Source organism: Dyella sp. 01N36 (assembly GCF_056399745.1).
The window spans coordinates 51,173-66,032 of sequence record NZ_JBFTRY010000005.1 but is presented as its reverse complement, the minus strand read 5'-3'; the positions used below and the strand labels follow the sequence as shown (position 1 = coordinate 66,032).

At 64.9% G+C, this 14,860-nt stretch carries 11 protein-coding genes; 3 read left to right on the top strand and 8 right to left on the bottom strand.

The genetic code is table 11. From position 1 onward, the window contains the following. Positions 1–339: 339 nt before the first annotated feature. Positions 340–3,129, bottom strand: a complete 2,790-nt coding sequence (polA, locus tag AC1DMG_RS02485) for a DNA polymerase I (protein WP_441611485.1) — start codon at positions 3,127–3,129, stop codon at positions 340–342. A gap of 153 nt (positions 3,130–3,282) precedes the next feature. Here polA and AC1DMG_RS02480 point away from each other — a divergent pair, with 153 nt between their 5' ends. Then, a complete protein-coding gene (locus AC1DMG_RS02480) occupies positions 3,283–3,816 on the top strand; it encodes a DUF2782 domain-containing protein (RefSeq protein ID WP_441604839.1) in 534 nt (177 codons plus the stop codon). A gap of 30 nt (positions 3,817–3,846) precedes the next feature. Further along, positions 3,847–4,278 (top strand): EamA family transporter, encoded by a 432-nt coding sequence (locus AC1DMG_RS02475; protein ID WP_046970238.1) that lies wholly within the window; start codon positions 3,847–3,849, stop codon positions 4,276–4,278. Here AC1DMG_RS02475 and AC1DMG_RS02470 read toward each other — a convergent pair. Next, positions 4,275–4,985, bottom strand: coding sequence for a glutathione S-transferase (locus AC1DMG_RS02470; RefSeq protein ID WP_441604838.1), 711 nt, complete (start codon positions 4,983–4,985; stop codon positions 4,275–4,277). The two genes, AC1DMG_RS02475 and AC1DMG_RS02470, sit on opposite strands and share 4 nt — an antisense overlap. A 207-nt stretch (positions 4,986–5,192) precedes the next feature. Beyond that, positions 5,193–6,074: a LysR family transcriptional regulator gene (locus tag AC1DMG_RS02465; protein WP_441604837.1), complete on the bottom strand. Its 882-nt coding sequence runs from the start codon at positions 6,072–6,074 to the stop codon at positions 5,193–5,195. Between the two features lie 95 nt (positions 6,075–6,169). Here AC1DMG_RS02465 and AC1DMG_RS02460 point away from each other — a divergent pair, with 95 nt between their 5' ends. Next, complete coding sequence (locus AC1DMG_RS02460; RefSeq protein WP_441604836.1) at positions 6,170–7,171, top strand: bile acid:sodium symporter family protein; 1,002 nt, start codon at positions 6,170–6,172, stop codon at positions 7,169–7,171. Between the two features lie 91 nt (positions 7,172–7,262). Here AC1DMG_RS02460 and AC1DMG_RS02455 read toward each other — a convergent pair whose 3' ends face one another. The 5 genes from AC1DMG_RS02455 to prmA all read right to left on the bottom strand — a co-directional run bounded on the left by AC1DMG_RS02455 (position 7,263) and on the right by prmA (position 14,670). Beyond that, positions 7,263–10,340, bottom strand: a complete 3,078-nt coding sequence (locus AC1DMG_RS02455) for an ESPR-type extended signal peptide-containing protein (RefSeq protein ID WP_441604835.1) — start codon at positions 10,338–10,340, stop codon at positions 7,263–7,265. A gap of 214 nt (positions 10,341–10,554) precedes the next feature. Then, positions 10,555–12,165, bottom strand: coding sequence for a bifunctional phosphoribosylaminoimidazolecarboxamide formyltransferase/IMP cyclohydrolase (gene purH, locus AC1DMG_RS02450; RefSeq protein ID WP_441611481.1), 1,611 nt, complete (start codon positions 12,163–12,165; stop codon positions 10,555–10,557). 132 nt (positions 12,166–12,297) lie between these two features. Next, entirely contained in the window at positions 12,298–12,585 is a 288-nt protein-coding gene (locus AC1DMG_RS02445; RefSeq protein ID WP_046970233.1) for a helix-turn-helix domain-containing protein, read from the bottom strand. A 292-nt stretch (positions 12,586–12,877) separates the two neighbouring features. Next, positions 12,878–13,663 carry a zinc-ribbon and DUF3426 domain-containing protein gene (locus tag AC1DMG_RS02440; RefSeq protein WP_441604833.1) on the bottom strand — a complete coding sequence of 262 codons (786 nt, stop codon included), beginning with the start codon at positions 13,661–13,663 and terminating at the stop codon, positions 12,878–12,880. 101 nt (positions 13,664–13,764) lie between these two features. Further along, complete coding sequence (gene prmA / locus AC1DMG_RS02435; RefSeq protein ID WP_441611479.1) at positions 13,765–14,670, bottom strand: 50S ribosomal protein L11 methyltransferase; 906 nt, start codon at positions 14,668–14,670, stop codon at positions 13,765–13,767. Between the last annotated feature and the right edge of the window lie 190 nt (positions 14,671–14,860).

Genomic DNA, 14,860 nt, shown 5'->3' with positions numbered 1-14,860 from the left:
AATCCTCGGGGCCGGGGTGGAAAGCGAAACCCAGGGGAGAGGTTCGCTTTACCGTTTGGGCTCGTCCAGGGAGGTGGCGAGCCCGCGGATGCCGTTGCGTGCATCCGAGATATAAGAACGCGCCAGACGGCGAAAGTTGCACTGCCGCATCCGATTTTGGTTAGCAGGCGTTCATTTGACGAAAATCGAACATTTCGCTGCGCAGCCCCGCGCCGAAACTGTGGGAGCGCACCCTGTGCGCGACAGCGGCGCTGAGGGCCACCTCTCCGATGGGTCGTCGCGCACAGGGTGCGCTCCCACAGGTGGAGGAAGAGGGTGCTGGAGCCCCCCATCTCACCCTCAGTGCGCCTCATCCCAATTCTTGCCCACCCCAGCCTCCACCAGCAGCGGCACGGACAGCTCCGCGGCCGCCGACATGCGTGAGACAACCCCGGCACGCACCTCCTCGACCACATCCTGACGCACCTCGAAGACCAGTTCATCGTGCACCTGCATCAGCATGTGCGCGTCGTCGCGGGGTTGCAGCCAGTCGTGCACGGCGAGCATGGCGCGCTTGATGATGTCCGCCGCGGTGCCCTGCATCGGCGCATTCACCGCGGCGCGTTCGGCCCCGGCGCGCAGTGCCTGGTTGCGCGACTGCAGGTTTTCCAGATACAGGCGGCGGCCGAACAGCGTCTCCACATAGCCGTCGCGATGCGCCTGCTGGCGCGTCGCTTCCATGAAGGCATGCACGCCCGGATAGCGCGCGAAGTAGCGCGCCATATAGTCGCTGGCTTCGCCGCGATCCACGCCGAGCTGGCGTGCAAGACCAAACGCACTCATGCCGTACATCAGGCCAAAGTTGATCGCCTTGGCCGCGCGGCGCTGGTTGGCGCTCACTTCTTCAGGCGCCAGCCCGAACACTTCGGCGGCGGTGGCGCGATGCACGTCGCCGCCTTCCTTGAATGCCTTGACCAGCCCTTCATCGCCGGACAGGTGCGCCATGATGCGCAGCTCGATCTGCGAATAGTCGGCAGCCAGCACCACCCAACCCGGTGGCGCCACGAAGGCCTGGCGGATGCGGCGGCCCTCTTCGGTGCGGATGGGAATGTTCTGCAGGTTGGGATCGGACGAGGACACGCGCCCCGTGGCCACCGAACCCTGGTGATAACTGGTGTGCACGCGCCCGGTGCGCGGATTGACCATCTCCGCCAGCTTGTCCGTATAGGTCGAACGCAGCTTGGCCAGCCCGCGATAGTCGAGGATCAGGCGCGGCAGCGCGTGATCGTCCGCGATGGCGGCCAGCGCTTCCTCGTTGGTGGACGGCTGGCCAGTCGGCGTCTTCACCTTCGCCGACAGCCCGAGCTCATCGAACAGCACGGCCTGCAACTGCTTGGGCGAATCAAGGTTGAACTCGTGCCCCGCGCCTTTCCACGCTTCCTGCTGCAGTTCCAGCATGCGCTTGCCGAGCTGCTGGCTCTGCATGCGAAGCTCGCTGACGTCGATCAGCACGCCGCGCTGTTCCATCGAGGCGAGCACGGGAATCAGCGGTATCTCGATGTTTTCGTAGACCGAGCGCAGCGACGGCTCGCTCTCCAGCTTCGGCCACAGCGCGTGGTGCAGGCGCAGCGTGATGTCGGCATCTTCGGCGGCGTAGCGGCAGGCGGTGTCCAGATCCACCTGCGAGAACGAAATCTGCTTGGCGCCCTTGCCTGCAACCTGCTCGTACTTGATCGTTTCCACGCCCAGGTATTTGCGCGCCAGCGAATCCATGTCGTGGCGCGTGGCCGTGGCATTCCAGATATACGACTCCAGCATGGAATCGTGCTTGAGGCCGCGCAGATGGATGCCGTAGTTGGACAGGATATTGATGTCGTACTTGGCGTGCTGTCCCATCTTGGGACGGGTCGCGTCCTCGAAGAACGGCTTGAGCGTGGCGAGCACCTGCTCGCGCGACAGCTGCGCGGGCGCGCCGGGATAGTCGTGCGCCAGCGGCACATAACAGGCATGGCCCGGTTCCACCGACAGGCTCAGGCCCACGATGTCGGCCTGCATCGAATCGATCGAGGTGGTTTCGGTATCGAACGACACCAGCGGCGCCGTGGCGATCTTTGCCAGCCAGCTTTCGAACTGCGCCTGCGTGGTGACCAGTTCGTATTGGCCGGCCATCGCAAGATTCGCCGCGTGCTCAGGCTCTTGTGGGAGCGCACCCTGTGCGCGACTGGCCGTGTCGGTAGCGTCGGCTAAGACCGCTGCGCCCGCGTCGCGCACAGGGTGCGCTCCCACAGGTGTGGTTGTTGCGCCGGCTTCGGCATCCATTTCCTTAAGCGCCGCCTTGAAGTCGTAGCGCGTGTACAACTCGCGCAATGCCTCGCTATGCCGTTCGCGGAACGTCAGCTGCGATACCGACTCATCCAGCGGCACATCGAGCTTGATCGTCACCAGGTCGCGCGACAGCGGCAGCTGCGGCAGCGCGGCGCGCAGGCTCTCGCCAATCTTGCCGCCGATCTTGTCGGCGTTGGCAATCAGGTTATCCAGCGTGCCGTATTCGGCCAGCCATTTCGCCGCGGTCTTGGGGCCGCACTTGGGCACGCCCGGCACGTTGTCCACGGTGTCGCCGGTGAGCGAAAGAAAATCCACGATTTGCGAGGGCTCGACGCCGAACTTGTCCATTACGCCCGCGCTGTCGGTGGTGGTGTTGGTCATGGTGTTGACCAGGGTGACGCCAGGGCGCACCAGCTGCGCGAGATCCTTGTCGCCGGTGGAAATCTCCACCTCGATACCTTGCGCGTGCGCCTGCTCGGTGAGCGTGCCGATCACGTCGTCGGCTTCTACCCCGGCCACGCGCAGGATGGGAAAGCCGAGCGCGCCGACGATGGCGAGCATGGGGTCCACCTGGGCGCGCAAATCGTCCGGCATGGGCGGGCGATTGGCCTTGTACTGGTCGTAGAGCTGGTTGCGGAAGGTGGGCCCCGGCGCATCGCTGACAAAGGCCACGTAATCGGGCTTGGCCTTGAGCGTGGCGCGCAGCATGTTCACCACGCCAAACAGCGCGCCGGTGGGCTCGCCCTGCGAATTGGTGAGCGGTGGGAGCGCATGGAAGGCGCGGTAGAGGTAGGAGGAACCGTCGATCAGGATGAGCTTGGCCATGCCGCAATTGTCGCACGCGTGCACCGGGCTGCACGGCTGTGGGTTGAGGCGCGGCGCAACGCCGTCCCGGTCCCTCCGCGACGCTCCGGGGACGCTTCACGAGCCGTGCGGTTCGGCGCTGATATGCTCCACTCTCCACAGGAGGCCATCATCATGAAACCCGTCGCTTTGCTTGCCGTTCTTGGTGTGGCCATCGCGTCCCATGCGCTTGCCCAGTCGTCCGCCAGCCAGTTTCCGCCGGCCCCGCCGCCGCCGGGCATGAACGACCCGGGTGTGAAGGCGACGCCCCCGCCGCCGGCGCCCAAGACAGCCCCCGCGCCCAAGTCCGCCGCCACCAAGAAATCGGCATCGGGCAATGTCTCCGCGGATACGGAAGCCACCCTGAGCGCACCAGAGACTTCCTCCCCGGCCACCTCCGACGCCCAGCCGCGCGATGCCAACGGCAATGCGCCGCCGCAGGTGAGAGTGGTCACGCAGGGCGACCAGACCATCCAGGAATACAGCCGCAGCGGCCAGGTCTACATGGTGGTGGTGACGCCCAAGAGCGGCATTCCGCAGACCTATATCGTCGACCAGAAGGGCGCCTGGTCCAATCAGGCTGGCGAGCCGGTGAAGCCGGTGATGTACAAGGTGATGGAGTGGGGCAAGAGCAAGTCCGCCGAAGACCAGGACAACGGCGGCCAGTAAGTCCGTGCGACTGCCAGCGGCGAGGACCGAATGAATCTGCGCGAGAGCTGGCTGCTGTTTGCGTTGGGTTCGGCGTTCTTCGCCGCGCTGACGGCATTGTTCGGCAAGCTCGGCGTGGCGGGCATCAACTCCAACCTCGCCACTTTCATTCGCACCATCGTGATCCTGCTGGTCACGGCCGGCATTCTCAGCCTGCGCAACGAATGGGCGCGCCCCACGGGGTTGCCCACCAGCAGCTGGGTCTTCCTGGTGCTGTCGGGCATCGCCACGGGCCTCTCATGGCTTTGCTATTACCGCGCGTTGCAGTTGGGTCCGGTGAGCCGCGTCGCGCCCATCGACAAATTGAGCGTGGCCATCGCCATCGTGCTCGGCGTGTTGTTGCTGGGCGAACAGCTGAGCTGGTCGCTGGCGATCGGCGGCGGTTTGATCGTGCTCGGCGCGATCATCATCGCGGTGTTCTAGCGCTCGTCCAGTTCCGGGTAGTGGCGGAAGATGCCGTCCTCGTTGAACGCAATGCGTCGATCCGAGGCCAGATAGGCCGCGATATTCGGCCGCTCGGCCACGCGGTCCTGCAATGCACTGAGTTTCGTGGTGCGACGGCGGATGGCTTTCATCGCATTGGGAAACGCATAGTCCAGTCCCGACATCAGCTGGAACAGCGACAGATCCACATAGGAGTGGCGGCGCCCAATCGCGTGGCGTCCATCGCCACGGTCGAGCACTTGCTCGAAATAGCCCAGGAATTTGGGGATGCGCGCTTCGCAGAACGCGTTGGAACGCTTGCGCGCCTCGCTGCGTTGCTGCTCGTAGTACAGATCACCGGATATCGGGTGATGCGTGTCGTGCACCTCGGCGACGATATCGGTCACCGTCTGCTGCAGTTGCATCGCATAGCGCTGCGCGGATTCTGATGCGGGCACCAGGCCATGGCGAGGCCCCAGGTACGCAAGGATGTTGGCGGCCTGCGCAATCACCTGCTTGCCCGCGGATAAAAAGGGCGGCGCGAATGGCAACGCGCCCGGATGTTTGCCGTGCAGGAACGGCATCATGGCCTGGTCGCCCTGTTCGCGCGCGACATCGTCGTAGTCGGCGCCGGCATCCTCCAGTGCGAGCCGAACAAATTCGCCGCGTCCCTGGATGCCGCTCCAGTAGTAAAGCTTGTAGCGCATGACGAGAGCCTCAGAAGAAGAGGGCGAGGCTAGGTGCTGCGCATTCAACGAAGCGTGATTCCGGCATCGCCTCGATCATCACCGTTCGACCCCCTCAAAAAAACTGTGGGAGCGCACCCTGTGCGCGACAAGCCCTCATGACACTGGAACGTCCGGTTCTAGCCGAGACGCCCAGTCGCGCACAGGGTGCGCTCCCACAGGGCGCGGTTACATCGTGCGGGTCAGCTCGCGCAGCCGCTCCCAAACCAGCATCGCCAACGGCGACAGCGACCGCTGCCGGCGCTTGATCAACACCACCTCGCGACTTTCCTGCGGCGTCAGCGGTCGCGTCACCAGGGTGGGTGGCGGCGGCGCCAGTGCGGGGCTCACGCTGATGCCAAGCCCCGCTTCGACCATGCGGAACGTAGTGAACGTGTGGCCAGTCTGCTGCACGATGTTGGCCTCGATACCGCGGCTCGCCAGCGCGTGATCGATCAGGCGACGGCTGCCGGAGGAATAGTCGAGCAGGATCAATGGCTGCCCCTGCAACTTGCGCCAGGGCACGCGTTCGAGCTGCGCGAGCGGATGATCGGGCCGGCAGACCAGCACAAACGGATCGCGCAACAGGCGTTCGCTATCAAATTCGCCGGTGAGCGGCGGATCGATCGCCACGCCGAAATCCACTTCGCCGCCGCGCACGCTATCCAGCACCATGGTTTGCGCCTGGTCGTGCAACTGGATGGTGAGTTCGGGATAGCGCGCAGCGCAGTCGGCGATGCACTGGGGCATCAAGCCCGCTGACAAAGTGGGCACCGAGGCCACATGCACCTTGCCGCGCTTGCGCTCACTTTCCGAGTGCACGTGCGAGAGCACGCCCTCCAGTTCGTCGAGCACGCGCCCGATCGCGCTTTCCAGATAGCGGCCCGCCTCGGTGGGCAGCACTTCGCGGGTGGTGCGATCGAACAGGCGGATGCCCAGCTCCGCTTCCAGATCCGCGATATGGCGGCTCACCGCCGGCTGGCTCAGGTGCATGCTCTCCGCCGCCCGGCGGAAATGCTGCTGGCGGGCCACGGCAAGAAAGGCACGAAGCTGGCGCAGGCTGATATTCATGCCAATAGTGTATCAGTGGATCAGATAAAACGATTTGATTAATCAATGGTCTGGCAGTCCAATAGCGCAGTCCCCGATTTGCGCGTGCCACGGCCATGTCCCTGAGTCGCTTCCTGCCCGACCGCTTCACCTGCGCCCTGATCGTCACGGTGGTGCTGGCCAGCCTGTTGCCCTGCCGCGGCACCACGGCGAGCGTGTTCAATGTGCTCACCGACATGGCCATCGCACTGCTGTTCTTCCTGCACGGCGCCAAGCTCTCGCGCGAAGCCGTGGTGGCCGGCATGACGCACTGGCGCCTGCATCTGACGGTGTTGGCCAGTACTTTCGTGCTGTTCCCGGTGCTGGGACTGCTGCTGCGTCCCGTGCTGTCCCCGCTGGTGACGCCTTCGCTTTACCTGGGCGTGTTGTTCCTGTGCACGCTGCCCTCGACGGTGCAGTCATCGATCGCCTTCACCTCGATGGCGCGCGGCAATGTGCCGGCGGCGATTTGTTCCGCCTCCGCCTCGAGCATGCTTGGCATCTTCATCACGCCGCTGCTGGTTGGCGTGATGCTGGAATCGCACGGGCAGGGCGGCATGAACTGGGATGCCATCGGCGCCATCGTGCTGCAACTGCTGGTGCCGTTCGTGGCCGGCCAGGTCGCGCAGCGCTGGATCGGCCGCTGGGTGGAACGCAACCGCTCGCTGCTGTCCTTCGTCGACCAGGGCTCGATCCTGCTGGTCGTCTACACGGCCTTCAGTGCGGCGGTGCTGCAGGGCTTGTGGAAGCAGATCCCACTGCCCGTGCTCGGCGGCCTGCTGATCGTCAACGCCGTGCTGCTCGCCATTGCGCTCATCGTTACCCGCTACGGTGCGCGTGCACTGGGCTTTAAGCGCGAGGATGAAATCACCATCGTTTTCTGCGGATCCAAGAAGAGTCTCGCCAGCGGTGTGCCGATGGCCAAGGTGCTGTTTGCCGGCCATCCGCTGGGCGCCATCGTGCTGCCGATCATGCTGTTCCATCAGATCCAGCTGATGACGTGTGCGGTGTTGGCGAAGAAGTATGCCCAGAGGGTGGAAGGGCGTAGCCCCAAGGTCGGTGTCGCCGCGGAAAGCTGAAACGCTGGAGCCGGCCTGCAACGTTGGTGCCGGCCAAGAAAAAGGGCGTCCTTGCTGGACGCCCTTTTCTTTTGCCCGCGTGATTTCCTGCTTACCAGCCCATGCCCACGCCCACGCCGACCGAGCTGTCGCCACCGGTGACCGAGGCACCGACGGTGATGTTGGCGCGCTTGCTGATGGCGCGCTGGTAGCCGACGGAAATCGCCTTGGAGCCGTTGGAGAAGCCGGTGCCGGCACCGAAGCGGTTCTGCGTCTCGATGCCGCCGAGGCTGGCCGCCATCGTCATCATGGAGGTGCTCATGGCGTTGTTGCCGCTGATGCGCTTGTTGACGTTGCGGAACTGGTCGTCCATCTGCTGCTGCATGCCGGCGACCTGTTTGGCAACGTTGCCCACCTGCTGGTCCGTGTAGCTGTTGGCGCTGCTGGTGGCCGAGCTGCTTGCCTGGTTCATCTGGGCGACGTTCACCGCATCCGTGTCGGTCGCACCGGCCTTGACGTTGGTGATCTGGCGCTCGTTGCCCTGCGAACCCACCGACACGGTGTTGTCGCGGTCAGCCACAGAGCCGCCGCCAATCGCCGCCGAGTGCTCGCCGGTCGCCTTGGCCGCAGGTGCAGCGGCATCGTTGGAAGCGATCGCGTTCGACGTGCTGGTGGCCTGGGATACGACCGCGTTGAGCTGCGCCACGTTCACCGCATCCATGTCGGCCGCGCCGGCCGTCACGTTGTGGATGGTCGTGCCGCCAGCCGTCTGACCGTTGCCCAGTGTGACGCTGCCATGGTTGGCCGAGCCGTCCGCGTTGTGGTCGTACGTCACGGCGGCATTGGCCGAGCCGTCGCCGTTGATCACGCCAGCGGCCTTCAGCTGCGCCACGTTCACGGCATCCGTATCGGCGGTACCCGCCTTCACGTTGGTGATCTGGCGCTCGTTGCCCTGCGAACCTACCGACACCGAGTTGTCGCGGTCCGCCACCGAACCCGAACCCAGCGCCACCGACTGGCTCGCCGTCGCCTGCGCACCGCCGCCCACCGCCACCGACTCGCGGCCCGAGGCGACGGAGTCGATGGCTGCTGAGTTGGCGTGGAAGAACTTCACGCCGTTGCCGCCGGTCGTGATGTTGTTGATCGACTGGCTCAGGCTGGCGATGGATGCCGTGTTGCCGGCAATGGCGGCGGTGTTCTGTGCGACCTGCTGGTTGGTGGCGAACAGCTGGCTGCCGTTGACGGCATCCTTGCTGGACGCGCTCACGTCGCCTTCGGCCACGCCTGTCACCGTGCGCTCGCCCTCGGTGCCCGCCATGTCCACTCGCTTGCCGCCGGTGTCCTTGGCCACCGTCACCACCTTGCTGCTGGCGTCCTGCTTCACCAGGCCGAGCTCGCCCTGGTTGATCTGGTTGGTGAGGTTGCTGACTTTGCCTTCCACGTTCGTCACGCGTCCGTCCAGCGAGGAGATGCTGTTGGTGTTCTGGGTGACGCGGGCGTCGATGTTGCTGACGTTGGTGTTGATCGTGCCGATGTCGCCCTCGTTGGTGGTGACACGCTTGTCCAGCGAGGAGATATCCGTGGTGTTCTGCGTCACGGCCGTATTGGTCGCGTTGAGCTGCGACATGTTGACGGCATCCTTGTCGTTCACGCCGGCTTTGACGTTCTTCAGCGTGCGGGCGTTGCCGTTCTTGTCGGCAAAGTCCACCGCCGCGCCATCGGTGGCGTTGCCCACCGTCAGGTCCGCACCGGCCGACGCCTGCTGCACCATGCCCACCGAACCGCTGTTGATCTGGTTGGTGAGGTTGCTGACGCCGCCTTCCACATTCGTCACGCGGCCATCCAGCGAAGAAATGCTGTTGGTGTTCTGGGTGACGCGGGCGTCGATGTTGCTGACATTGGTGGTGAGCGAGCTGATGTCGCCTTCGTTGGTGGTGACGCGCTTGTCCAGCGAGGAGATGTCCGTGGTGTTCTGGGTGACGCGGGCATCGATATGGCTGATGTTGGTGTTGATCGTGCCGATGTCGCCTTCGTTGGTGGTGACGCGCTGGTCCAGCGAGGAGATATTCGCCGTGTTCTGCGTCACGGCGGCGTTGGTCGCGTTGAGCTGCGACATGTTGACGGCGTCCTTGTCGTTCACGCCGGCTTTGACGTTCTTCAGAGTGCGGGCGTTGCCGTTCTTGTCGGCGACGTTCACCGCAGCACCGTCGGTAGCGCCGCCCACGGTCAGGTCTGCACCGGCGGCTGCCTGCTGCACCAGGCCCACGGTACCGTTGTTGATCCGATTGGTGATGTCGTTGATCGAGGTGGTGTTGCCGGCGATGTCGCTGGTCTTCTGAGCCATGGAGGTATTGAGTTTGCCCAGCGCGGCATCGACCGTGCCGAATGCACTGCCCACATCCGTAGCGGCGCCCGTGCTGCCGTTGATGCTGTTGGCATTGGCCAGTGCATAGCTCGGGCCAGTGACGGCGCCTGTGCTGCTGTTGAACGCAGCGCCGCCGCCCAGGGCAGTGACGACCGGGGTGACCTGTGACACGTTGACCGCGTCGGTGGCAGCCGTACCGGCGGCCATATTGATCAGCTGGCGCGTCTGCGGCACAGCGCCGGCATTCGGAGTGGTGCCGCCCGGGTAGTTGGGGGCGATCGGGCCAGCGCCCAGACCCACGGAAACCACGTTGTTGCGTCCATTGTCGTTCGCACCCGCGCCGAGGGCGACGGTGCTGCGGCCGGTGGCGCCTGCCGCCGCACCGAGCGCCAGGCTGTCGACGCCGTTGGAGTACGAGCCGTAACCCATAGCGATGCCGCCTTTGAGGCTGGTCGCATGCGTGCCCATGGCGATGGCCGAATAGCCCCAGTAGACACCACCGGTACTGGCGCAGGCGGCCGATGCGATGGCGCCGGCGCCAATGGCGATACCTTCGGAGTTCGCCGTTGCGTCCGTGCCGCTGCCGTAGGTCATGGTGATCGTCCCGGTTGAGCCGGAGCAGGCATCGGTGTTGCCGATGAATTCGGCGGCGCTGACATGCGTGGATGCGATCGCGCTCATCAGGCCAACCGCGATGGTGGCCGCCACGGCGACAGCACGGCTGCCACGTGCCTTGGACATCTTCTTGCGGCCCTTGGCCAGTTCAGAGGCGACGACCCAGCGGGCGGTGACAGCGTTCCACACAATGCGATAAATGGCGTTCATGACAAGACCCTTAAGCGGAAGAGGAAAGTGATGGCCGTTTCCGTTTGGCTTGCCGGACGTCCTTGCCGTCCACGAAGCACATGGTCCGCTCGAGGGTCTGCGCGAAACATAAGAACTGTCTGATCTGGGGCGATATCAGATTTGTCTCAGGTGGGTATCCACCAAGAAAAAAGGCGCCCAGGGGCGCCTCTTTTCGTATCGCTAAAACTGCTAATCAGTGCCTGAAATGGCGAATGCCCGTGAACACCATCGCCATGCCATGCTCGTCCGCTGCTGCAATCACTTCCGCATCGCGCATCGAACCACCCGGCTGGATCACGGCCTGGATGCCGGCGGCAGCCGCCGCGTCGATGCCATCGCGGAACGGGAAGAACGCATCGGACGCCATCACCGAGCCGCGCACTTCCAGCTTCTCGTCGGCGGCCTTGATGCCGGCGATCTTGGCGCTGTACACGCGGCTCATCTGGCCCGCGCCCACGCCGATGGTCTGGCGGTTCCTGGCATAGACGATGGCATTGCTCTTGACGTACTTGGCCACCTTCCACGCGAAGATCAGGTCGTCGATCTCGGTGGGCGTGGGTGCGCGCTTCGTGACGATCTTCAGGTCCTCGGCCTTGACCATGGCGCGGTCGGCGGTCTGGATCAGCAGGCCCGAACCCACGCGACGGCAATCGTTGCCGGGATGGGCCTTGCTCAGGTCGCCGTCGGCCGGCGGCGGAATTTCCAGCACGCGCACATTGGTCTTCTTGGCGAAGGCCTTGAGCGCTGCGTCTTCGTAGCCGGGCGCGAGCACCACTTCCACGAACTGCCTATCCACGATGGCCTTGGCCGTGGCCGCATCCACCACGCGGTTGAAGGCGATGATGCCGCCGAAGGCCGAGGTGGGATCGGTCTGGTAGGCCAGATCATAAGCACGGCCGATGCCATCCAGGCTCACTGCCACGCCGCACGGGTTCGCGTGTTTGACGATGACGCAGGCCGGCTTGGTAAAACTACGTACGCATTCCCACGCGGCATCAGAGTCGGCGATGTTGTTGAACGACAACTCCTTGCCCTGCAGCTGGCGGAACGTGGCCAGCGTGCCCGGCGCGGGATACAGGTCGCGGTAGAACGCGGCCTGCTGGTGCGGGTTCTCGCCGTAGCGCAGATCCATCATCTTCACGAAGCGACCATTGGCCTGCGCCGGGAACGCGTCATGGCCGGCGATGGTGTCGTAATCGTCATTGAGCTTGAGCGCGGAGAGATAATCGCTGATCGCGCCGTCGTAGTTGGAAACGCGATTGAACGCGGCGACGGCGAGCCTGAAGCGCGTGGCGCGCGTGAGGCCGCCATGCGTTTCGATTTCCGCCAGCGCCTCGTCGTACTGGTCCGGCGAGGTGAGCACGCCCACGTCGTTCCAGTTCTTGGCGGCAGAACGCAGCATCGCCGGGCCGCCGATGTCGATGTTCTCGATCGCTTCTTCCAGCGTGCAATCGGCCCGTGCCACGGTCTGCTCGAACGGATAGAGATTGAGCACCAGCAGGTCGATCGGCGCGATGCCCAGTTCGCTCATCACGGCGTCGTCCGTGCCGCGGCGACCGAGCAGGCCGCCATGCACCTTGGGATGCAGGGTCTTGACGCGGCCATCCATGATCTCGGGGAAGCCGGTGACGTCGCTGACGTCCTTGACCGGGATGCCCGCCTCACGCAACGCCTTGGCGCTGCCGCCGGTGGAGAGCAGCTCCACGCCAGCCTGGTGCAGGCGCTGGCCGAGCGCGATCAGTCCGGTCTTATCGGACACGCTAAGCAGCGCGCGACGAATGGGGGATACGGCAGAGGCAGGCATGACGGCTTCCAGGACGGGGAAGCCGGGCATTATAGCCGCCTGGGGCGGGCGCCGCCTGAAAGCGGGCGGTGCGCCAGTTGGATGGCCAAATGCAAGGGGATGCGCGCCACCGGCGCGCATGATGCAGCAGTGTTACAGCAGGCCGTGTGCGGCGAGCTTCTTGCGCAGCGTGGCGCGATTGATGCCGAGTACGGCAGCCGCGCGACTCTGGTTGCCGTCGTGCCAGGCCAGCACTTCACGCAGGAGGGGGCCTTCGACTTCGCGGATGACGAGCGCGTGCAGACCTTCGTCGCATTCCGTATCGCCGATATCGGCAAGATAGCGGCGCACGGTGCGGCTGACGCATTCGCTCAAGGCGCTCTGCGACGATGTCTCTTTCGGAGACTCGCTGGCAGGCAGTCGTACGGCGTTCACGGGCATTTCCCCTCACGTTCTAACGCAGCGACTACGTGGGCCGCTGCAGTGTTTATGGCAAATACCGCTGGCGGCGGCTCGCATGGAACGCCGGGTGCAGCACAAGACGAAGGAGCGAGTGTACCCTCGCGTGCCGAGAATTTTAAGTACCCGTTTGGCGGGACCGCATTTGGATCACGCAACCAAAATGTCCTATGGACATTCACTTGCATTGGTGGCACGACATGTGCCTGTGTGAATCCGGCGAACCGGCCTGAGACGATGCCGGCCGCTGCATGGCGCGCCATCAAATGGACGTCTATTCGAAATCGAACTCGAACGCCACGGCCTTGCCGCTGGGATCTTCCACTTCAAGCATCAAGGCCGCGCTGCCATCGGGCGGTATGCCTTTTTGCAGAGTGGCGTTGTCGCCGAGGTATTCGCTGGGCCGCAGCCGCCGCATGGCGAGCTTGCTGCCGTTCGCATCGGACAAGGTGATCGACACCACCGGATAAGGCTGTGCGAACGGCGCGTCGTTGTGCACGTTGGCGGTGATCAGCAGCGCGCCCGGCACCGATGGATGGGCCTGCACGTCGCGCGCGACCAGGCTCAGCCGCGTAATGTCCTGCACGAGAGGCAGCTGGCAACCCATCGTGTCGCAGGCCTCTCTCAGCAGCGGGCCCGCCGTGTCGTCGCTGATCAGCGCATCGCGCTTGGCCCATGCCAGCTGCCCGCCCAGTGCCAGCAGCAGCAGGCTGCAGGCGGTGATCCAGGGCCAGCGGCGCTTCTTCTCCGGTTTGCGCGCGAAGCGCGGCGCCACCACCAGGTGGGCGAATTCGTCGAGCACATCGTGTGGTGCCGGCGCCTCCGCCACGACCGCCGGCTCCGCCGATGGCCGATAGACCGCCAGATCCAGCCGCGGTGGCGTCTCGGGCATGCGCGGGGGCAGGTGCTCGAACGGCTCCGGCGGCAGCTGGTCGCTCAGGCTGGCCAAGGCATCGAATACCGTCTCGCAATGTCCGCACACGACCTCGCCGCGCGCCTGCGCAAGCGTTTCCGTGTTCAGCGAGAACACGGTGAGGCATTCGGGACATTGGGCGTACATGCGGACCGTGGTGACCGGATTGCAACAAGCCTAGTGCACCGCGCGAGACAAATCACCCGCGGGCATGCCGGTATCGTGAACGGTCACTCAGTGGCTCTGTACTAGCGCGTCCCTGCGCGTCGGCCGCTGATGCGCACCCAGTCTTCCTGGGTATCCACGCGCAAGTCCTCGAACCACTCCGCATAGCGCGCCAGCAGCTCTTCTTCCTGGCCGTGCAGGATGCCGGAGATGGCAAACGGCGCGCCTGGCTTGGCGGCGGCGGCAAAGGTCGGCGCCAGTTCGCCCAGCGGACCGGCAAGGATATTGGCGATGAAGACGTCCGCCGGTTCTGCAATCAGATCTTCGGGCAGATACACGGTGAGGCGATCGGCCACCTCGTTGCGTTCGGCGTTGTCGGCCGAGGCGATGAGTGCCTGGGGATCATTGTCCACGCCCACCGCGCCGGCGGCGCCGAGCTTGAGCGCGGCGATGGCAAGGATGCCCGAGCCGCAGCCGAAATCCATCACGCTCTTGCCCTGCAGATCCAGGCTGTCCAGCCATGCCAGGCACAGCGCCGTGGTCGGGTGCGTACCGCTGCCGAAGGCGAGGCCCGGGTCCAGGCGCACGACCACGATGTCCTCATCGACGGGCGGCTCGATGTTCCACGGATAAATCCACAGGCGCCGGCCGAACGGCATCGGCTTGAACTGGTCCATCCACGCGCGCTCCCAGTCCTCGTCGGCCACGTCGCGGAACAGCATCTGGTCCGGCTCCAGCCACGGCAGCAGGTCGCCCAGGGCTTCGCCCAGGCCGCGCCGATCCGTCTCGGCTTCGAACAGCGCGTTGAGCGTGATGGTCGGCCACAGCGGCAGTTCGCCCACGCCGGGCTCGAAGATGGCCTGCTCGTCCGGCGTTTCCGCATCGGCGTCCTGCAGCGTGATCGAAAGCGCGCCCAGATCATCGAGCGCCTCTTCGACACGAGGCTGCTGTTCGGCGCGGACGGTGAGGGAGAGTTCAAGCCAGGGCATGGGGCGATCCTGCGATATTAGGCGTGCATTGTCGCCGAAGTGGGGGCTACGGTGTCTCTCTCCCTTGTAGGAGCGCACTTGTGCGCGACCGCGGAGCTTCGGTGCGCCTCGGTGGCTGGTCGTGGCGCGGTTGCCCGGCGAGTTCGCGAATTTGAATGGTGGGGCTAGCGTGCGGTGTTGCGGTCGCGCA